Below are 21,183 nucleotides of genomic sequence, written 5' to 3'. Positions count from 1 at the left end.
GTCACTCCTCGGCGGGCGGGAAGACGGTGTCGATCAGCGACTGCTGCTCGTACTCGTGTCGCTTCGGCGAGCCCACGGCCGGCGAGGAGCTCGCGGGGCGGGAAACCCGGATCGGCGGCTGGTCGAGCTGCTCGGCGAAGGCAAGCGCCACGAACGGCCACGGCCCCATGTTCGCCGGCTCCTCCTGCACCCACAGGGTCTCTCCAGCGTTCGGGTAGGCGGCCAGCTGGTCGCGGATCTCCTTCGCCGGCAACGGGTACAGCCGCTCCACCCGAATGAGGGCCGTGCTCTGGTCCCCCGTTCGCTGCCGAGCCGCCTCGAGCTCGTAGTAGATCTTTCCGGAGCAGAGCACCACCCGACGCACCGCTGCGGGGTCGAGGTTGCCCTGGTCTCCCAGAACCGGCTGGAACGACCCCTCGGTGAACTCGGAGACCGCGGAGGTGGCCGCCTTGAGTCGCAGCAGCACCTTCGGAGTGAAGACCACCAGCGGACGGTGGTAGCTGGACTTCACCTGCCACCGCAGCAGATGGAAGTAGTTCGCCGGGGTGGTGGGCAGGGTCACGGTCATGTTGTCCTGCGCGCACAGCTGGAGGAAGCGCTCGATCCGGGCGGAGGAATGGTCCGGCCCCTGCCCCTCGTAGCCGTGCGGCAGCAGCATAACCACACTCGACTGCTGGGCCCACTTCTGCTCACCGGAGCTGATGTACTCGTCCAGCACGGTCTGGGCGCCGTTGACGAAGTCCCCGAACTGGGCTTCCCAGGCAACGAGGGCGTTCGGCCGCACGTGCGAGTAGCCGTACTCGAAGCCCAGTGCGGCGTATTCGCTGAGCAGCGAGTCGTGGACGTAGAACTTGGACGTTCCCCGGTCGAAGGACTTCAGCGGGGTGTGCTCCGTACCGGTTTCCCGGTCCACGAGGACGGCGTGCCGCTGCCCGAAGGTGCCCCGCCGCGTGTCCTGGCCCACCAGCCGTACGGGATGGTCGTCCAGCAGCAGCGAGCCGATGGCCAGAGTCTCGCCCAGCGCCCAGTCGATGGCGTCGTCCGTGACCATCTGACCCCGCTTCTGGAGCTGGGGGCCGAGCCGGGGATGCGGCTGGAACCCCTCGGGCAGGTTGAGCTGGGTGTCCACGATGGTCTTGACGGTCTCGGAGCTGATCGCGGTGGCGGCTTCCGAGTGGTCGATCCGGTTCTCGTCGTAAACTTCCGCACGCACCGGCAACCCCTCGGGAGTGGCCTGCTTGCCCACCTCCCGCGTCTCCGTGAACGCGCGCTCGAGCTCGCCCTGGTAATCCCGCAGGGATTGCTCGGCCTCCTCCATGGTGATGTCACCACGGCCGATCAGCGCCTCGGTGTAGATCTTGCGCGTGGACCGCTTGGCGTCAATGACGTCGTACATCCGGGGCTGGGTGAACGAGGGGTTGTCCGCTTCGTTGTGGCCACGGCGCCGGTAGCAGACCAGATCGAGCACCACGTCCTTGTTGAACGCCTGGCGGTAGGCGAAGGCCAGCTTGGCGACGCGGACCACGGCCTCGGGATCGTCGCCGTTCACGTGGAAGATGGGAGCCTGCACCATCCGGGCGACGTCGGTCGAGTAGACACTGGACCGACTGTCCTTCGGGGAGGTAGTGAAGCCGACCTGGTTGTTCACGACGACGTGCACCGTGCCCCCGGTGCGATAGCCGCGGAGCTGCGACAGGTTCAGGGTCTCGGCCACGACGCCCTGCCCCGCGAACGCCGCGTCTCCGTGGATGAGCAGCGGCAGCACAGTGAACCCGCTCTGCCCCTTGTCCAGGATGTCCTGCTTGGCGCGGACGATGCCTTCGGCGACCGGGTTGACCGCCTCCAGGTGGCTGGGGTTCGCGGCCAGGGTCACGTTGATCTTCGCCCCGTCCGGAGCTTCGAAAACGCCCTCGCTGCCCAGGTGGTACTTCACGTCTCCGGAGCCGTGGGCGCTGCGGGGGTCGATGTTGCCCTCGAACTCGCCGAAGATCTGGGCGTAGGACTTACCGCAGATGTTGGCCAGGACGTTGAGCCGGCCGCGGTGGGCCATCCCGATGACGACCTCGTCGAGGTTCTCGTGCGCCGCGTCGGCCAGCACCCCGTCGAGCAGCGGAATCAGGGATTCGCCGCCCTCCAGGGAGAATCGCTTCTGGCCCACGTACTTGGTCTGGAGGAACGTCTCGAACGCTTCGGCGTTGTTGAGCTTGCGCAGGACGTGCAGCTGCTCCTCACGGGAGAGCTGGTCGTGGCCCCGACGCTCGATGCGGGACTGGATCCAGTCCCGCTCCTCGGGGCTCTGCATGTGCATGTATTCGATGCCGATGGTGCGGCAGTACGTATCCCGCAGGACGCCCAGGATCTCGCGGAGCTTCATGACCGGCTTACCGCCGAAGCCGCCGGTGGGGAACTCGCGATCGAGGTCCCACAGGGTCAGCCCGTGTTCGAGTACGTCCAGGTCGGGATGACGACGCTGCTTGTATTCCAGCGGGTCGGTGTCGGCCATGAGGTGACCCCGGACCCGGTAGGCATGGATCAGCTCCTGGACCCGCGTGGCCTTGTCCAGTTCCGTGCTCTCGTCCACGGAGATGTCCTGCACCCAGCGGACCGGCTCGTAGGGGATCCGCAGCGCGTGGAAGATCTCGTCGTAGAACCCGTCCTCACCCAGCAGCAGCTGGTGGATCGTGCGCAGGAACTCGCCGGACTGGGCGCCCTGAATAATCCTGTGGTCATAGGTCGAGGTGAGGGTCATCACCTTGCTGACCGCCAGTCGGTTCAGGGTCTCGGGCGAGGCACCCTGGAACTCTGCGGGATACTCCATCGAGCCCACGCCGAGGATCGTGCCCTGCCCGGGCATGAGGCGCGGGACCGAGTGCACCGTTCCGATACCGCCCGGATTGGTGAGGCTGATCGTGGTGTCCTGGAAGTCAGCCACACCCAGCTTATTGGTGCGGGCCTTGCGGACCACGTCCTCGTAGGCCGTCCAGAACTCCCGGAAATCCATGGTCTCGGCGTTCTTGATATTCGGCACCACCAGTTGCCGAGACCCGTCCGACTTCTGGAGGTCGATCGCGATGCCGAGGTTGATGTGCTCCGGCTTGCGCACACCCGGCTTGCCGTCCACCTCCGTGTAGGAGTGGTTCATGACCGGCGTGGCGCGTGCGGCCTTCACCATCGCGTAGCCGATCAGGTGGGTAAAGGAGATCTTCCCGCCACGTCCACGCTTGAGATGGTTGTTGATGACAACCCGGTTGTCGAACAGGAGCTTCACCGGAACGGCGCGCACACTCGTTGCCATCGGCAGCGCCAGGCTGTCCGCCATGTTCGTGGCTGTGCGGGCAGCCGCGCCACGCAGGCGCTCCTCGGTGGCCCCACCGGTGTCGTCCTCGGTCGTGGATGACGCGGGAGCCGATTCTGTTCGGGGTTCGGCGGCCGGTGCGCTCTCGCGCTTCGTGGGTTCCTTCGTGGGTTCCGGGGTCGCCTGCGGCGTGGCCCCACCCTTACTGTCCTTCGATGCGGGCTCTGGTGTGGAACTCGTGGTGCCGTAGTCGGCGAAGAAACTCCACCACGCCTTGTCCACAGAGTTGGGATCGCTCAGATACCGCTGGTACAGCTCGTCAACCAACCACTCGTTGGGCCCGAAGTCTGTTGGGGGTTGAGACGCCTCAGACGACACGGCGGAGATCGCCCTCTTCCGCAACTCGCTAGTTCATTGGAATGTCCGAGATGGGCGGGCGCCGAGCTGGCGAGGCCTTGCGCCAGGCCACGGCAGGACGCCAAGCCGGATATCTCGCTTCTCTCAGGCTAATGCCCGCGTTGGTGGCGCGCGGCCACGTGGCCCGTCCCGGCCTGGGACAAAGCTAACAATTGCTGGCCAGACACGGCCACGCCTGGGACCTGTGGTGTCTCGCAGCTCACACGGGACACGGTTCGTCTGAGGTTCTGGCCGCGGCGGGGGAACCGCACGAGAGCGCGGGGGCGTCGGACTAGTGGCACGGCCGGGCAGGACGGCCACCGTCCCCACGCACCACCCCTGTGGTGGGCCAGCGGCGGGGCGGTGGGCCCGGCCGTCGCCGAGCAGCAACCGGAGCCGCCGCACAGAAGTTCCGGGGCGCCCCATGCGCAGTTCCCCGAATTGCGGGCACTTTGCGAGCACTTTTGCGAAATCGGCCCCGACGAGCCCGGTGTGTCTCTAGCATGACGCTCCGGAGGTGGGTGAGGTTGCGAGAGTTCGGAGAACTCGAGTCCGCGATTATGGACACACTCTGGCAGGCGGAACGTCCCCTCGTCGTCCGCGAGATTCGCGAGAGCATGACCTACAACCGCGAGGTCGCCTACACGACCGTGATGACTGTGACCAACATCTTGCACAACAAGGGAGTGCTGCGCAGGGAGAAGGCGGGCCGAGCCTGGAGATACTGGCCCTACGCCAGCCGGGAGGAACACACCGCCCGGATGATGTGTCAGGTCCTGGATGGGAGCGGGAACCGCGGGGTGACCATGCGTCGGTTCGTCGAACACTGTAGCGACGAGGACATGGCCCACCTGCGGGATGTGCTCGCCCACACGCATCGTGGAGTCGCCTCCTGAACCGGGGTGGAGGGACTGGGACCTGGGACTGGGACACGACCACCGGCGAGCGAGGCCCGGCGTTCCCGGTGGTGCGGGAACCCAGGTCCGGGACACCGGCCGCCCGGCCACCGCCAACCAGCGCCGCATACTGGAGGGCGGTACCCGCGGACGCACCCACCGCCCGGGGCGGGGATGGAGCCGGCAACGCCCCGCGGCCTATGCTTGGACGCATGTCTGACGCCCTCGTCGCCCGCATGCGCCAGTTCGGCGAGACAATCTTCGCGGAGATGACCCGGCTCGCCGCCGAAACCCAGGCCGTGAACCTCGGACAGGGGTTTCCGGACACCGACGGCCCCGAGGCACTGGTGCGCTCCGCCGGCGCCCACATGGCCAACGGAGTAAACCAGTATCCCCCCGGTCTGGGGCGTCCGGAGCTGCGGTCGGCCGTGGCCGCCGACCGCAGGCTACGTTTCGGACTCGACTACGACCCCGACTCCGAGGTCTACGTCACGGTCGGCGCCACGGCCGGGATCGCCGCCTCGGTGCTGGGGCTCGTCGAGGCCGGCGACGAGGTGGTGGTGCTGGAACCCATGTACGACTCCTACGCCGCCGCCATCGCCCTGGCGAACGGAGTCGCTCGGCCGGTCACCCTGCGTCCCGATGCCGGCGGTACACGCTTCACCTTCGACCCCGCGGAACTGCGGGCCGTGGTGGGGCCGCGCACCCGCATGATCATCGTGAACTCGCCGCACAACCCGACCGGGACCGTGCTACGCCGCTCCGAGCTCGAAACCATCGCCGAGCTGTGTCGCGAGCACGACCTTCTCGCGGTCACCGATGAGGTCTACGAGCACCTGATTTTCGACGGTGCCGAGCACATTCCCCTGGCCAGCCTGCCGGGCATGCGCGAGCGTACCCTGGCGATTTCCTCCGCCGGCAAGACCTACTCGGTGACCGGGTGGAAGATCGGCTGGGTGATGGGGCCCAAGCCGCTGGTGCGCGCCGTGCGGACGGTGAACCAGTTCCTGACGTTCACCGCCAACGGCGCCCTACAACTCGCCGTCGCCGAGGCCATAACGTCCCAACAGGAGTGGGTTCAGCAGCAGCGAGCGGCGTTGGAGCAGAAGCGGGACCGGTTGGCGACGGGGCTGGCGCGGGCCGGTCTGCGGCCCCACGTTCCCCAGGGCACCTATTTCGTGATGGCGGACATCCGTCCCCTGGGGTTCGAGGACGGTGTGGAGCTGGCACGGAGCCTGCCCCACGCGGCGGGAGTGGTCACCGTGCCCGCCCAGGTGTTCTACGCCGACCCAGCCGAAGGCCGGCACCTGGTGCGCTTCGCCTTCTGTAAACAAGACCCGGTGCTCGACGAGGCTGTCCGGAGGCTGGAGGCGCGGATGCCGCAGCCGCAGGGCACCTGACGCCTCAGCGGACGCTGCCCACCAGTTCGGTGACCAGGTTTCCCGGGTCGATGTCCCCCGAGTTCGCGGCCGTGTACAAGCCCTCGAGGTCTGCGTATCCCAGACGGCGCGCCACGGAGGTCGCCACCCCGGTTCCTTCCAGCTCCAGGAGGCTGTAGCCGGCCGTGCGTAGGCGCTCCCGGATCTCGGCGCGGCCCTGGCTGGCGTCGCGTTCGGCCTGCTGTTCGGCCAGCCGCTGGGTGATTCCACTGCGGGCCGGCCCCGTCTTGACGACCGTGAGCCAGGAAGCCGAAGCGCTCGAGTCCTCGCTGGTGAGGATCTCCACGGTCTGGCCGTCCCGCAGGCGGGTCGCGGCCGGGACAAGGCGACCGTCGACCTGGGCCCCCATATAGCGGTCGCCGAGCTCTGGGCTGAGGGCGTAGGCGAAGTCCAGCGCCGTCGCGCCTCGCGGGAGGGTGACCAGGTCACCTTCGCGGGTGAAGGTCACCATGCTGTCCGGAACGAGGTCCGTGCGTACCCCCTGGAGCAGCTCGTCCGCGCTGACCTGCCCCTGCCAGGACAACAGCCGTTGCAGCCACTCCAGATCGGCGCGGCGCGTCACCGCGCGTCGACCGTCGTCGGAAGTGGCGTCGGCAACGTGTGCGATGAGCCCGTACTCGGAGACCCGATATTCCTCGGCGGTGCACACGATCACCTCGAAAACCCGACCGCTGTTGTTGACAACGGTGGTGTGCAGCGCCCGGTAGAGGTTGTACTTGGGGACAGCGATGAAGTCCTTGAGACGCGCCGGTAGGGGTTTCCACGCGCTGTGTACCGCTCCGAGGGCGATGTAGCAGTCGCGGCTGTCCCGGGGAACCGTCACGATAATGCGGGACACCCCGAAACTGTCCAGACCCTCCAGGTGGCCGCCGCGGGTCGTGTGCACCGAGTAGGGGTGTCGGTCCCGCACGATCACGTCGTTTTTGATGCGGAACTCGGACAGGACGTCACGCAGTCGACGCACCACCCCGTCAAGTTCCGCGCGGTCGCGGGAGCGGGCCTCGGCGATCGCGTTCACCGTCGCCTCGTACGCCTCGGGTTCGAGGTAGGCGAAACACAGGTCCTCCAGTTCCCGCTTCAGGGCGTAAACACCCAGCCGTTCGGCGAAGGGGATCAGCGCCTCGCGCGTCGCGGCTGCGATCTTGCGCTGCTTATGCGGTGGCTGGAACGCCAGGGTCCGTAGATTGTGGAGTCGGTCCGCGAGCTTGATCAGGAGGACCCGTAGATCGGCCGAGGCCGCCAGCACCATCTTGCGGAAGGTCTCGCCGGCGGCGTCCGCCCCGTACATAGAGCGGTCCAGTTTGGTGACCCCGTCCACCATGATCGCCACCTCATCGCCGAACTGGGCGCGTAGCTGTCCCACCGTGTACGGCGTGTCCTCGACCGTGTCGTGCAGCAGCGCGGCGACGAGGGTCGCCGTATCAACACCGGTTTCCGCCAGGATGAGTGCGACCGCCAGCGGATGGCTGATGTAGGGCTCGCCGGACTTTCGGCGTTGGCCGTCATGGAGATGGTGGGCGACCGCGTAGGCCCGACGTAGGGTGTCGACTCCGGCTCTGGGGTGCCAGCGCAGGTGTTCGCGGACCAGTGGTTCCACTTCGGTGTGGTGGATCCGTCCGGCTGTGGCCGCGTTGAGTCGCTGCCACCAGGTTCGCGAGGTGGCTCCTGTGGTCGGGTCCGCTGTGCCCATGCCTCCGACGTTCTGTCCCGGGTGCCTCGCTCCCGGCTGGCCACAGTCCATATGAGAGATTGGTGCCGCCAGGTCTGTCCACGATACCTGTGGTACCCGTGCCGCGTGTGGTTGGTTGCCACATTGTCGGCTCTCCTGGCGCTACTGGCACAGTGTCCACGGCCCGGTGGCCGTGGCCCATGTCCGTCAGCCCGCCCAGCGCCGTGCTGACGCCTGCGAGGAGGGAATGTGACTGAGGGGGCTGTGAGCGTCGGGCCCGGGAGGTTTGCGGCCCGACCCGCGGAGTCCGTCCGGCGTGTTGCCGAGGAGGCCCCCGGGTTCATGCCCGAGGACGAAGGACAGGTGCTGTACGCGGTTGCCCGGGAGTACCTGGCCCTCGGGCCGGTTGTGGAAATCGGAACCTACTGCGGCAAGTCGACGGTGTACCTCGCGGCCGCGGCCCGTGAGGTCGGCGGAACGGTGGTCACGGTCGACCATCATCGGGGCTCGGAGGAGCATCAACCTGGCTGGGAGTACCACGACCCCGAACTCGTGGATCCACAGGTCGGGCTGTTGGACACCCTGAGCGCGTTTCGCAGGACCATCCACACCGCCGGTCTCGAAGAGTATGTGCTCGCCATGGTCGGTCCCTCCACCACCGCCGCCGCGATGTGGGGACGGCCGGTTGGGATGCTCTTCATCGACGGGGGGCATACCGAGGAGGCGGCCCAGAGCGACTACGCCGCCTGGAGCCCCTGGGTGGCGGCCGGGGGGGTGCTGGTGATCCACGACGTGTTTCCGAACCCCGCCGACGGTGGCCGGCCGCCGTACCATGTCTACTGTCGGGCTCTGGAGTCCGGGAAGTTCCGGGAGATCCACGTGCACGGTTCACTCCGGGTGCTGTGGCGCATCGCGTGACGAAGGATCGCGGATCCGCGCCAGGCGGATATCCGCGTCTGCCACGTGAACTCACGTCCCGCAGCCGCAGAACACCCGTCGTGCCGGTATCGTTGTGGACAGTGCGTGCAGCGGATCCCCCACACGAGCTGACAGCCGAAGCCATCGCAGTGAAACCAAATCGACCCCCGTACGTGTCCAATACACAGGGTCAGCTGGCCACGTTTCCGGGTCGATGAGCAGGGGGCGACGGAACTGAGTGAGAGGACAAGCGGCGACGGCGACGAGCCCACGCCGCGCCGAGACGACGACACCGACGGGGTCTCCGTCCCTGAGGACGCCATGGAGCCGACCGTCGCGGAATCGGATGTGTCGCCCGACAGTGGGGCGCCGGACCGTGGGGCGGCCAGTGCTGGCAGTACTGCGAGCACGTCCGATGCCACCGGTGGCGACAGCGTCGCAAGCACGGTAAGTGCCGCAAGCAGCGATCATGCCGACAGTACTGCCAGCGCCGGCAGCTCCGACAGTGCTGGGGACGCGCACAGCGTGTCCCGCGCGGGCGGCAGCGACGGCGACGGCGACGCTCCCGCGGACAACGATGTGACGTCGGCCTCTCCGGCCTCGCCGTTTCTTGCCGACAGTGCCTTCACGGACACCGGACTCTCGTTTCGCGACCGGGTCGCCCGACGGCTGAACGAGCAGTACGGGGTGGATATCACCGGTCAGGCAGTCCGTGGGGATGCACCCTCGGGCGACGGCGACCCATCGGGGGCGGACGGTTCCCAGAGCGCCGACAGCGCCGACAGCGCCGACAGCGCCGACGGTACGAGCAATGGTGCCGCGGCGGAGGGCGCCGACGCAGCGGCGCCCCGAGAATCCCGCGTGGACACCGGTGACGAGAGCAGGAGCGCTACCGAGACTGATGGTGTCCGTGGCCGCGCCGGGGACACCGACCCTGCCCCGGAGGCCACGTCCGGGACCGTTCCCGAGGCAGACTCGGGGGTTACGTCCGGCCTGACCGGGCTCGCGACCGGAACGGGCGGCAGCGAGGCCCCCACCCGTGGTTGGTTCGACCCGAAGCCGGACACGCGACCGTTCCACGCCGTGACTGACGGGACCGCCACCACCGACTCCGCTGCCGCGACATCCCCCTCCGAGGCATCAGGCGCGTCGACACCGGCGGATCCCCCGGCAGCGGACACAGACGGCGCCGCTGCGTCCGGTGGTTCGGAGGCAGCGGATATAGCCGCGGAGCCGTACCCGGGTGATGCTCCGATCACCGGAAGCGCAACGGGTCCCCTGCCGTCCCCCGGCGAGGAAGAGCCCCCAACGGGGGAGACCACCGCCGTAGCGCCGCCAGGGGCCGTCCCGGAACCGCAAGCGGACTCGACCCCGGCGGCCCATGTCCCGGATCCTGCCGATACTTCCGACACTGCCGAGACCGCAAGCGTTGGCATGCCCGCGACACCGGGCGGCGACGACGACGCGGGTACGGCTCCGCCCACGGATCACGGCACCGCGGGGGCGGCTGCCGCACCCCCGGCGCAGCCCCCCGGCCCTCCTGGCCCCCCGGGACCGGCACCCATGTCCGATGCGGCCTCCGGGCAGCCACCGCAGGCCGATGCGGCGTCCCCCGCCCAGCAGGCGGCATTCGCCGGTGGTGGGGACGGTTCCACCGACACGGAGCACGAGGGCGGGAACACCAGCGCGGACCAGGCGTCCGGGAAGCGTCCCCTCTGGGTTCGGATCACCCGGGGCGTCCTGATCGGCGCCGGTGTCCTCGTGCTGCTCGCGGGAGGGGCCTTCGGCGTCGCCTTCGCCATCATCGACATTCCGGACGACACGCAGGCCTACGCCACGGACCAGAAGTCCACGTTCTACTACGCCGACGGGGAGACCGTGCTCGCCGAGCGTGGGGTGGACCGCGACCCGGTGGAGCTGGACGACGTACCCGAAGAGGTACAAAATGCGGTCCTCTCCGCCGAGGACCGGGATTTCTGGGACGAACCAGGGGTGTCCATCTCGGGTACCGTCCGCGGCATCTGGAATACCGTGACTGGGCAGCAGGTCCAGGGTGGGTCCACGGTGACGCAGCAGCTGGTTCGCAACTACTACGAGGGTCTGAGTCAGGAACAGACCATCAACCGGAAGTTCCGCGAGATCATCATCGCGTTGAAGGTGGATCGTCAGGAAGCACCCGAGGGCTACGACGACAACAAGGAGTGGGTCTTCGAGCAGTACCTCAACACCGTGTACTTCGGTCGAGGTGCCTATGGGATCCAGGCGGCTGCGCAGGCCTACTACCACAAGGATGTTCAGGATCTGAGTCCCGACGAGGCCGCGTTCCTCGCGGCAGCCATCCAGAATCCGTCCCCGTTTGGTTCGGCTGACGTGGAGACGGCCACCTGGATGGAGGACCGTTGGAACTACGTGGTCAACGGGCTGGTGGACATGGGCTCGATCACCGAGGCCGAAGCGGACGAGATGGAGTTCGCCCAGCCGGAACCCGAACGGTCCCACGACGACCGGAGCCTGGAGGGGTACCAGGGATACATGGTCCAGCAGGCCATGTCGGAGCTGGAACAGCTCGGATACACCGAGGATGACATCCAGCGTGGTGCCTACAGCGTGTACACGACCTTCGACGAGAACCTGATGAACATCGCCGAGGAGGCGGTGGAGGCCCACGTGGATCTGGACACGGTCCCCGACGGCGTCGAGATCGGGATTGCGTCCATCCATCCGGAAACGGGCGAGGTTCGGGCCTTCTACGGTGGGGAGGACTATCTCGAGAACGCCTACGACAGTGCGTTCCGGGGATCCGCCCAGGCCGGTTCGGCGTTCAAGCCCTACGTTCTCGCCGCTGCCCTGGAGAGCGGGCTGAGCCTCAACACCGTGGTGGACGGCAGTGGGCCGATGAGTATCCACGGGGCCACGATCAGCAACGCGACAGGGGACAATCCGCGACAGACGCTGATCCAGGCCACCCAGAACTCCTCGAACACGGGCTTCGTTCGGCTGGGCCAGCAGATCGGGCTGGAGAATGTCGTGGATCTGGCCCACGACGCCGGGATCCCGGAGAACATGATCACGGACGAGCAGGCGCACGCCGCGACACTGCCCCTCGGGGTCTCCGATGTGAGCCCCGTGCACCAGGCGTCGGGGTACGCGACCTTCGCGAACGCGGGCGAACACGTGGAGCCGCACGTCATCCGGGAGATCGAGAATCGTGAGGGCGAGAACGAACGCCCCGAGGTGGACCGGAACCAGGCGATGTCCCCGGAAACGGCCGCGGACGTCACCCACGCCATGGAGCGGGTGATCACGAACGGAACGGGGACCCGGGCCGGTATTGGTCGCCCCGCCGCAGGAAAGACCGGGACCACGGACGGAAGCGTCGCGGCGTGGTTCGTGGGCTACACCCCGCAGCTGTCCACCGCCGTCGGTGTGTACAACGGCGACAACCAGTCCTTCAGTATGCCCGGCTACGGCTCCCTGTCCGGGGGCACCCTGCCGGCAATGATCTGGCAGACCTTCATGAGTCGTGCGCTGGAGGGTGAGGAGGTCCAGCAGTTCCCCTCCCCGGATATGGGCGGCAACGTGCAGGACTGGGGTGGCACACCCGAGCCGACCCGTGAGCCCCAGGACACCGAGGAGCCGGAACAGGACGGATCCGAGCAGACCGAGGAGCCCGAGGAACCCCCGGAGGAGCCGGAGCCCGAGGAACCCGGGGTTCCGGAGGATCCGGGTGACCCGGAGGACCCGGGTGGCCCGGAACCGGAGCCTCCGGAGGAACCCGGTAACGGTGGTGATGAGGGCCAGGACACGGAGTGAGGCCAGCGCCCCGGCGGGGCCACGTGGTGGTTCCAGCCGGGCTCCGGGGCGCGGTGGAACGACGCGGCCCGGAGCCGGTGCTGCGGCGGCCAGACCACGACTCACCCACGGGCACGGGCCGGGCACGCTCTCGGCGATGACGATGCCGCCCAGCCCCCGGCGGGGCGTACCGGTTCACGACGCGACGTGGCTTGATTGGGAGCGGGGTGCTGGTGGTGGGCTCCCCGTACGCGCCGTGTCGGCCGCCGGCGGCGTCGCGCCGTGGTGGTCACCGGTGGTGTGCTGGTTCCGGGGCGCTCCCCCGCACGACGGCCACCGGAGGATGGTGGGGGCGGTGTGTTCTCCCGCGCGGCGGTGCGTGGGCATGGGGTGGGCGTGCTCCGGAGCAGCCAGGAGACCCTTCACACACGGCTAACGGGCGATCGTGGTTCCGGTGCTTGGTGAACCGTGCGGGCCGTGTCAGCCGACATCTCCCGCGCGACACCAACGACCACCCGGTCCCCAGCAGGCTGGCCACAGTGTGAAGACATGAGTCCTACGCGTTACATCACCCAATCAGCAGGCCGGCCACACGCGGCACTGCGCGCTGTGGCGCTGAGTTCAGACCGCCACACCAGGATGGTGCTCTCGCCCTGGGCAGGCGCTGGCCCCGCTCGCGAGAACCGCTGCCTGATCCGAAAGCTGTCCCCAACGCTGCCTAGCGCACCAGGACGCCGCAGCCGCACCGGTCCGGATCAACCGCGCCGGGCTCGGCCGCGACGTCGGTGAAGACCCGGGCGCCCGGGGTGGTCTGGGTCAGGGCGTCCGCAGCCAGGATCACCGAGGCCGCGGTCCAGCTGCTGCGTTCCACGGGCCAGTTGCGCCGTTCGACGAACTGGTAGCCGGTCCAGTACGCCCCGTCGGCAGGGTCGCGGAGGTGCTGCATGGCCGCGAGGAGCTGTGTTCCATGTTCCCGCAGGCCCAGCGCGGCCAACGCGATCACCAGTTCGCAGGTTTCCGCGCCCGTCACCCAGGGCTGGTCGCTGACGCAACGGATGCCGAGTCCCGGTACGACGAACTGGTCCCAGCGTTCGTCGATCCGGGTCTGTGCCCCGAGGCGGACGGCACCACCGAGGATGGGGTAGTACCAGTCCATGGAGAATCGGCTGCGGTCGGCGAAGATGTCCTCGTGCTCGCTGATCAGATGGCCGAGCTGGGCGGCTGCGAGTTCCCAGTCCGGGCGGGCCGCGCCCAGCCGGTCGGCGAGGTGCACGCCGCACCGCAGTGCGTGGTGGATGCTGGAACATGCGGTGAGGAGGGCATGATCCCCGGCTGTCCCGTCGGCGTCTCGGGCCCACCGCACCTCGCCCCGGGGGGTACGGAGGTCGAGGACGAAGTCGAGGGCCGCCTGCACGGTGGGAAACAGGCGGTGTGCCCAGTTCTCGTCTTCGGTCAGTACCAGCTGGTGCCATACGCCGACTGCGATGTAGGCGGCGTGGTTGGCCTCGCGTAGTCCGGTGACGGCGTGCCCGTGGCGCAGCTTCGCGGGCCAGGATCCGTCGGGAAGCTGGATGTCGGCCAGCCAGCCGTACGCCCGCATTGCGGCTTGGGTGTGCCCGGCTGTGGCCAGGGCCATGGCACACTCCACATGATCCCACACGTCGAGGTGGCCACCACGAAACCAGGGAATGGCTCCCGACGCCTCCTGCATATCGGCCAGGTACTCGGCGGTCTGTGCGATGTCCTCGGGGGAGAGGACCCCGTCCAGCTCGGGAAGCCTATGCGTCGCCATGGCGGCCTTCCGTGCCTCCGGTGGCTGTGGGAGGTTTACGAACGTAGACCACCAGGCTCTTCCCAACGAGTGGGTTCAGCAAGCGTTCGGTCACGCGGGTGAGGCGGGGAGCCGAGAGGATGTCCCACACGAGGAGTTGGTGATAGCCGCGGGCCAGGGGATGCTCCTCGTTGTCCGGCCCCACCGCACACTTGATCCACCAGTACGGAGTATGGAGCGCGTGCGCGTGGTGGTGTGGGCCGATGCGGAAGCCCTGAGCCTTGAGCTTCGCCTCGAGCTCGGCACGGGTGTAGATGCGCACGTGCCCGCCGGGGCTGGTGTGGTAGTCCTCGGACAGTGCCCAGCACAACCGTTCCGGAAGCCAGCTGGGAACGGTCACGGCGGCGACACCCCCAGGGCGGAGCACCCGGTACAGCTCCGCGATGGCGGCCGTGTCGTGTGGGATGTGCTCGAAGACCTCGGATACGATCACACGGTCGAACGAGCCGTCCGGGAAGGGCATGTCCAACGCGTCCCCAGAGACGGTGCGGGCTTCGGTGGTGTCGCTCACCTCCCCCTCGGCACGCATCGCGGCGAACATACTGTCCACGGTGGCCAGCTCGGTGGCGTCGTGGTCGAACGCGACCACGTTGGCGCCCCTGCGCAGCGCTTCGAAGGCGTGCCGGCCGCCGCCACAGCCAAGGTCCAGCAGATGGTTTCCGGGTCCGACGGGAAAACGGTCGAAGTCGACGGTGATCAGGGGTGGCTCCTTCAGGGTTGGGGTGGTGGAGGGTTGGGACCGGGACCGCTCAGCGCGGGGCTGTCGCCATCGTGTCGCGGTAGCGCGCGGCGGTGGTCTCCGCCACGGCGCGCCAGCTGAAATGCGCGCGGACCCGCTCCCAGGCGGCGGCCCCCATGCGTTCCCGCTCGTCGGGGGCGTCGAGGAGTCGACCAATGGTCATGGCCAGTTCTTCGGGATCCCCGGGCGGAACGAGCCGGCCTGCGGTCTCGTTGGACCCGACGACCTCGGGCAGGGCGCCCGCCCTGCTGGCAACGAGTGGTGTTGCGCAGGCCATGGCCTCCACGGCGGGCAGGGAGAAGCCCTCGTAGTAGGAGGGCACCACGGCAACCTCGGCGCTGGCGAGGAGCCGTGCGAGTTCCTCGTCACTGAGGCCGTGCACAAAGTTCACGCGATCGCGCAGGCTGAGCGCGTCCACGAGCCGGTCCGATTCGCCCCCGGGCTTCGGTCGACTCACCACGGTCAACCGTACGTCCCGTTCGGTGGCGAGTTTGGCTGTGGCGCGGAGCAGCACGTCCACTCCCTTGAGCGGGCTGTCGGCGCTGGCGACGCACACGAGGTGTCCGGGAGCGCGGCTGACCTCGGGGCGCGGGTGAAAGTAGCGGGTGTCCACGCCGAGCGGTACCACTTCGGTGCGGGCACGATCTACCGCGAACTCACGGACGATGTCGTCGGCCGAGGACTGGGAGGGAACCAGGATGGGGCTCAGTCGTCGGGCCACGCGTGCCTGCATGCCCACGAAGCTGTACCAGCGACGTTTGCTGAGTCGCTGGAGCCCCCGGGCCTGGTCGAGTTCGATCCTGCGGTCGACCGTGATGGGGTGGTGGATCGTGGTGACCAGGGGGAGACCGACTCGCCCGAGCCCCAACAGCCCGTAGCCCAGGGTCTGGTTGTCGTGCACGACGTCATAGCACTCGGCGCGGGAGCGGAGTTCTCGCCGGGCGCGCAGGGAGAACGTGAGTGGTTCGGGGAATCCTGCGGTCCACATCGTGGCGACTTCGAGTGCGTCGATCCAGTCCCGCCATTCCCGGAGCGGCGGGGTGCGGAACGGGTCCCGGTCGTTGTAGAGGTCCAGGCTGGGCACCGGCACGAGTTCAACTCCGGCATCCAGGTCGGGGTAGGGCTGGCCGGACAGCACGTGGACACTGTGACCGAGTGCGGCGAGTTCCCGGGACAGGTGGCGGACATAGATTCCCTGTCCGCCGCAGTGCGGTTTGCTGCGATAGGACAGCAGGGCGATGCGCAGTGGGCCGTGGTGCATGGGTGGGTCGCTTATCCGGTGCTGGCCGGCAGGATGGTCGAAAGGGTGGCAGTGGCTCGAAAGCCTCGGTTCGGTACGGGCGGTACCGCTGTCTGGTTGTCCTGGTGCTTCGACGTGCGTCAATCCGGCGGGCTGGGCCGTCGGCCAGGTTACTCGGTAGTTTAACTGGGGCTGGTGATGCGCGTGCGTCCGGCCCGGTTGTCGGTGCTGTGGGTCGAAGCTCCCATCGCACGTCCGATCACATAACGTGTTAGATCTACTACAGTTTCGGGGTGACCGGTTGGTCATCTGTCGGATTCGCCAATGATCGCCAATGAAACGTGTTCTAGTTGTGGTCGGTGGGTAGGACCGTGGTGGATCAACGTCGCGCGGCTCCATCCCGGGAGGACGTGAGCTCCGGCACCGTTGTCTCCGGCCGCGGAGCCCGTACTCGATCATTGGATAACGTGTTCGTGGAGTTGTGGACGCATGCCGTGTGGCGGGCGGGGGACGTGTAGCAATCCCTCCCGCGGAAGGGGTAGCCGTCCCTACGGGCAACGAGGGGAGTGACGCTGTGGGAGCCCAGGCGCCAGCCAGCCTGCGGATGCGCAACCAGAGCCAACGTCGGAAACGGATCGTGCAGACCGCCGCGGCCCTCGCGCTCCGTGGCGGCGTCGAGGCCATGCAGATGCGGGCTGTGGCCGAGCGTGCGGGCGTTGCCCTGGGGACTCTGTACCGCTACTTTCCGTCCAAGATGGATCTCGTGGTGGCCGTCGTCACCGAAGAGCTCGACCTGCTCGAACGCAGTATCGAGCGTCGCCCTCCGGCGGCCCCGACCGCGGCGGGACGTGCCGTGGACGTGTTGCTACGCGCGACCCGGGGCCTGATGCGGGAGCCCGAACTCGGCGACGCCCTGGTGCGGTCGTTGATCATGACCGAGGCCACGACCGATCTCGCCCCCCGGATCACGGATCTGCTGTGGCGGGTCGCCCGCCAGGAGACCGACGCGGAGCGCGTTCCGGACCGGGAGAGTCCGGACTATCTCGTCGTGGGGTCCCTGTGTGGGGTGTGGATATTCGAGGTACTCGAGGTACTCAAAGGCCATCGCGACGTGGAGCAGGTCCAGCACCGGTTGCAGGTCACCGCTGACCGCCTGCTGGCCGGTATGGACTGATATCCGCGTGCCGCCGCACGCTACAGACCGTTCCTGGCCAGTGGTGGCGCAGCGGGACATGGTCCTGGCGGGCGAGGTCGAGCACCCCGACGGTCCACGGGCAACCTCGTGCGCCCGGGTACGCGGAAAGGCGGCGCGATCCTCGGTCGCGCTTCGGCGTTTGTCACCACTCCCGTGGCTTCCGGCCATGTCCCCCTCCTTCCCGGACACTGCCCGCGGCAGGCCGAGGAGCAGGGGGACGGGGCGAGCGACCGTCAGGGCATTCAGTTGGCGGCCGTGATGCGGCCCTCGCCGCCCTCGGGGTAGTCCGCGGCGCGAACCTGGCCATCCAGGTTGGTGGACAGGTGCTCAGCCAGGGCCTGCTGGTAGGTGAGCGGCGCGGATACGTAGTCCGCTCCGCGGAACGGGTACTGGTCGCCGCCACCGGCGGAGAAGTCGTTGGTGGCCACGTGGATGTCGGGGCCGGCAACGACCTCGCCGTCGTCGACAAGGACGGTGCCGTCGTCCAACGTCACCTCCCGCACCCGCTCTCCCGGCTCTAGGACCCTGCCCTCGGCATCCAGGACCTGGGCGGTTCGCTCCACGTCGTAGGTGAAACTGAGGCCGGCGACCTGCGCGAACCGGCCGTCCGCGGCCGGCAACTCGGAGACTCCGTTCTCCAGTAGTTCCTTGACCTGCTCGCGCGGGACCTCGGGGACCACGGCGACGAAGTTGGAGAAGGCCGCGATGTTGTGGGTGTCCAGCTCGGTGAGCTCCCCGGCGGGGATCAGGGAACCGTTACGGATGCCGCCGCCGTTTTGCAGGGCGATCTGCGGCGCAGGGACATCCAGATCCGCGGCGTGGTCCTGTCCCGCCGCGAGGAGGGCGTCCGCCAGGAGGTTGCCGAGGTTGGTCTCCTCGGTGCGCACCCCCGGATTGCGTCGTCCCTCCAGGTCCACCTCGCTGACCGCGAGGACCGACTCACCGAGGCTGTCCACGTGCTGCTGTACCGGTGTGGTGATCTCCGCGTGCACATCGGGATGTGGCTCGACCGCGTCCGCCCCGACCCCGGACACGCGCAACGGACCGGAACGTTCGGACACGGACATCAGGTCACCGCTGCGGTCGAAGTTCAACACGAGCCGTCCGACGTACTTGTAGTTGTCCCCCGCGGTCACGATCGGCACGTCGGTCCCCTCGGCGTCACTGACCCACAGTGGATAGTGCAGCGGCTCTCCCGTCGCAGGGTCGGTGGGGACCTCGTCCCCGGGCACGAGCGGGGTGTCCTCCGGAGCGTGCGTCTCGTGGCCACCACCGGCGATGGCCGCGTCCACGTCCGTGAGTTCCCGGATGAGCTCCCGATCGTGCGCGATGCCCTGAAGGTGGGAGATCAGGATGATCGTGTCCACACCCTCCGCGGTGAGGCGGTCCACCTCGTCCTGGACCACGGCACGCAGGTCGTCGGCCACCTCCACTGCTCCCGGGTTGGAGAGCTCGCGCAGGAGGGGAGTGACGGCCCCGACCAGCCCGATGTCCGTGCCGCGCTCACGAACCACGGTGCTGGGGGCCAACACGCCGTCGGCCTCGAGCTGTGCCAGTTCCGCCACGTCCGAGAAGTCCAGGTTCGCCGACAGCCACGGTGTGTCCCCCGGCGTCGCCTCCACGAACTCCGCGAAGGTCTGCGGACCGAAATCGAACTCGTGGTTCCCGATCGCAATGGCGTCGTAGTCGGCGTATCCGAGAGCCAGCGCGTCGTAGTAGGGGGTGTCCTCCCGAAGACTCGCCCCGAACTCCGGACCCGCGAGAAAGGTATCCCCCGTGTGCACGGACAGGACACCGCGCCGGTGTGCCTCCGCGCCCTCGGCCGAGCGCGGGTGGCGCTCCGCGGCCTGGAGGTCGTTCAACAGGGTGGTGAATCGAGCGACGCCACCGAAGTTCGGCGCAGAGGGGGCACCCAGCAGGTGGGACTCGGTGTCGTTGGCGTGCAGGATCGTCAGGGTGTAGTGGGTTCGGTCGTGGGGATCCGCGGCGGCGCCTGCGGCCAGCCCCAGGGTCAGCCCACAGGCGAGTGCGCTCGCTCCGCCGACACGGAGCACGGTTCGGACGGTCACCAGAATTCTCCCTTGCCTTCTGTGTGTGCCGTGGATGCTGTCGAGTGACGCACGTTACGTCCGCATCCGAAACGGCACATATCCACAAGCCCGCATCGCGGCGACTGTGGGGTTTCCGCTGTCGAAACCCCGGGCAGGGGTCGTTCTCAGGAGCGCCCCAGGAGCTTGTCGAGTGCGTCAGTGACCTCGGACAGCAGGCCCCCACGGCCGCCGTCGTCACCGTTCGGATCCTCTCCGTTGTCGTCACCGTCGCCGTCGGAGTCCTCACCAGGGGGAGTGTGTGGCGGAGCGCTGGGCGAGGGGTCTTCTGTGGATGCTCCAGAGCCGCCGGTGTCGTCGGGGGCCTGCTCTGGTGCCGCCGCGCTCGCCCCCGAGTCTGCGGTGTCCTCAGCCGGGGGAACAGGGGCGGGGTCCGGTGACTCCTCGGGGGCTGGTGGATCGCCGGTGGCGGACGGGGCGGTGTCCGCGCGGCCACCCGGGTGGGCTGCGGACGGGCCCGGTGGCGTGGGAGCGGCCTCAGCCCCGGTGGGACCGCCGGTGTCGCCGGCGGGTGTACTCGCCGCGGGCAGGTCCAGGGGTGGACCGGCCACGACCCGCGGGCCACCGAGATAGGCGGCCGCCCCCCATACGGCGAGTGCCACGATAACCGTGCACAGCCCGGCGACCGCGGGAAGCAGCCAGTGACGTCGGGACACGCCCGGCCCGGTATGGGACGGTGCAACATCGACGTGAACCGGCCCCGCCGCCTCGGGGCCGGCCAGGCGATCGTGTGGATCCACGGAGCCGTCCGTGTCCGTGCCCACGGGAGATGGTGCGGCCCAACGCGCTTCGTCGGGATCGTGGGCAGCGCCAACATGTCGAGGCCACACCCCGACGTCGTAGGGGCCGAGCCGCTGCACGGCGGCCTGTCGCGCGGTGGCCTGCTCCGGAGCCGTACAGCCGTGCCGGACCAGTGCGGTCAGCTTCTGGGGTGGGTGGGGTGGCGGCATCTCGGCCAGGACGTCAGCCAGGCGTCGGGGGGACAGCGACCGGTCCGTCTCCAGCAGCTCCGGGGCTTCGGCGGCGATGATGTCCCGGCACCGGCTGATGGCGGCCTCCGTGAGTCGGGCCACGGTGGTGCGGTCCAGGCCCGTCACCAGGGCGGTCTGGCCGGGACTCAGGCCGTGCCGCAGTGCCAGCTCCAGCAGTTCCCGCTGGCTTGGTGGCAGGCTGCCCAGGACAGCCGCGGGTGCCGCCTCGGCGTCGGTGATGGACAATGCCGCATACGGGGAGCTGCGGATCCAGCCGCTTCGTTGACATGCCGCGCGGGCCAGGGCGAATAGCCATACCCGCAGGGGTGGGGTGTTGGCGTGGTCGGTCCGCTCCGACAGCCGCTCGGTGGCCGTGAGTAGTGCTGTCCACACCGCGGCGCAGGCTCCGGTGAGTCGGGTGCTTGGGCTGCCGGTGGTGGCGATCGCCCCGGGGCCAACCAGGGACCAGCAGTACTGGTACAGCTCCGGCACGGCGGCTAGAAGCTGTTCGCTGGTGGTATCCGGGGTGGGGGTCGTGTCGCTGCCGGGCGTGGACGCGGCACCGCATGCCCCGTCGGTGCCACCGCATGGCTGTGCCCGGCCGGTGGCACTGTCTCCGGTGCTGCCCTGTTCCGCTCCCACCACCCCCTTGACGCTGACGGTCGGCCGTCCGGATTCCACCGCGAACGCGGGC

12 protein-coding genes are annotated in these 21,183 nt (G+C 68.6%); 5 read left to right on the top strand and 7 right to left on the bottom strand.

Annotated elements, in window-relative coordinates:
- Position 1 precedes the first annotated feature (1 nt).
- Complete coding sequence (locus RIF23_RS17265; protein WP_310913597.1) at positions 2–3,673, bottom strand: multifunctional oxoglutarate decarboxylase/oxoglutarate dehydrogenase thiamine pyrophosphate-binding subunit/dihydrolipoyllysine-residue succinyltransferase subunit; 3,672 nt, start codon at positions 3,671–3,673, stop codon at positions 2–4.
- Between the two features lie 545 nt (positions 3,674–4,218).
- On the opposite strand from RIF23_RS17265, the gene RIF23_RS17260 reads away from it, so the two are divergent.
- Together RIF23_RS17260 and RIF23_RS17255 are read left to right on the top strand one after the other, a co-directional pair.
- A complete protein-coding gene (locus RIF23_RS17260) occupies positions 4,219–4,587 on the top strand; it encodes a BlaI/MecI/CopY family transcriptional regulator (RefSeq protein WP_310913596.1) in 369 nt (122 codons plus the stop codon).
- A gap of 212 nt (positions 4,588–4,799) precedes the next feature.
- A complete protein-coding gene (locus tag RIF23_RS17255) occupies positions 4,800–5,987 on the top strand; it encodes a pyridoxal phosphate-dependent aminotransferase (protein ID WP_310913595.1) in 1,188 nt (395 codons plus the stop codon).
- Positions 5,988–5,991: 4 nt separating this feature from the next.
- Here the strand turns inward: RIF23_RS17255 and RIF23_RS17250 are convergent, their stop codons facing one another.
- The gene (locus RIF23_RS17250) at positions 5,992–7,716 is read right to left on the bottom strand and encodes a RelA/SpoT family protein (protein ID WP_310913594.1); all 1,725 of its coding nucleotides are present in this window, start codon (positions 7,714–7,716) and stop codon (positions 5,992–5,994) included.
- A 321-nt stretch (positions 7,717–8,037) separates the two neighbouring features.
- Here RIF23_RS17250 and RIF23_RS17245 point away from each other — a divergent pair, with 321 nt between their 5' ends.
- Together RIF23_RS17245 and RIF23_RS17240 are read left to right on the top strand one after the other, a co-directional pair.
- On the top strand, positions 8,038–8,613 hold the full coding sequence (locus tag RIF23_RS17245; RefSeq protein ID WP_310913653.1) for a class I SAM-dependent methyltransferase: 576 nt from the start codon (positions 8,038–8,040) through the stop codon (positions 8,611–8,613).
- Positions 8,614–8,934: 321 nt separating this feature from the next.
- Positions 8,935–12,426: a transglycosylase domain-containing protein gene (locus RIF23_RS17240; RefSeq protein ID WP_310913593.1), complete on the top strand. Its 3,492-nt coding sequence runs from the start codon at positions 8,935–8,937 to the stop codon at positions 12,424–12,426.
- A gap of 697 nt (positions 12,427–13,123) precedes the next feature.
- Here RIF23_RS17240 and RIF23_RS17235 read toward each other — a convergent pair.
- Genes RIF23_RS17235 through RIF23_RS17225 form a run of 3 tightly spaced genes read right to left on the bottom strand, consistent with a single transcriptional unit; the run spans position 13,124 to position 16,236 of the window.
- Positions 13,124–14,197, bottom strand: coding sequence for a prenyltransferase/squalene oxidase repeat-containing protein (locus RIF23_RS17235; RefSeq protein WP_310913592.1), 1,074 nt, complete (start codon positions 14,195–14,197; stop codon positions 13,124–13,126).
- Positions 14,184–14,936 carry a class I SAM-dependent methyltransferase gene (locus RIF23_RS17230; RefSeq protein WP_310913652.1) on the bottom strand — a complete coding sequence of 251 codons (753 nt, stop codon included), beginning with the start codon at positions 14,934–14,936 and terminating at the stop codon, positions 14,184–14,186. Before RIF23_RS17230 ends, RIF23_RS17235 begins: the two co-directional genes overlap by 14 nt.
- A 49-nt stretch (positions 14,937–14,985) precedes the next feature.
- Positions 14,986–16,236, bottom strand: a complete 1,251-nt coding sequence (locus tag RIF23_RS17225; RefSeq protein ID WP_310913591.1) for a glycosyltransferase family 4 protein — start codon at positions 16,234–16,236, stop codon at positions 14,986–14,988.
- Positions 16,237–16,789: 553 nt separating this feature from the next.
- On the opposite strand from RIF23_RS17225, the gene RIF23_RS17220 reads away from it, so the two are divergent.
- Positions 16,790–17,389, top strand: a complete 600-nt coding sequence (locus tag RIF23_RS17220) for a TetR family transcriptional regulator (protein WP_407659496.1) — start codon at positions 16,790–16,792, stop codon at positions 17,387–17,389.
- Between the two features lie 263 nt (positions 17,390–17,652).
- On the opposite strand, the gene RIF23_RS17215 is transcribed toward RIF23_RS17220, so the two are convergent.
- Together RIF23_RS17215 and RIF23_RS17210 are read right to left on the bottom strand one after the other, a co-directional pair.
- Complete coding sequence (locus RIF23_RS17215) at positions 17,653–19,479, bottom strand: bifunctional metallophosphatase/5'-nucleotidase (RefSeq protein ID WP_310913590.1); 1,827 nt, start codon at positions 19,477–19,479, stop codon at positions 17,653–17,655.
- A 146-nt stretch (positions 19,480–19,625) separates the two neighbouring features.
- A complete protein-coding gene (locus RIF23_RS17210; protein ID WP_310913589.1) occupies positions 19,626–21,131 on the bottom strand; it encodes a hypothetical protein in 1,506 nt (501 codons plus the stop codon).
- Positions 21,132–21,183: the final 52 nt, after the last annotated feature.

The sequence above is a fragment of the Lipingzhangella rawalii genome (assembly GCF_031628175.1).
In the GTDB taxonomy this organism is placed as follows: Bacteria; Actinomycetota; Actinomycetes; order Streptosporangiales; family Streptosporangiaceae; genus Lipingzhangella_A; species Lipingzhangella_A rawalii.
The sequence above is the reverse complement of the archived record's forward strand: the minus strand, read 5'-3'. Positions and strand labels throughout refer to the sequence as shown.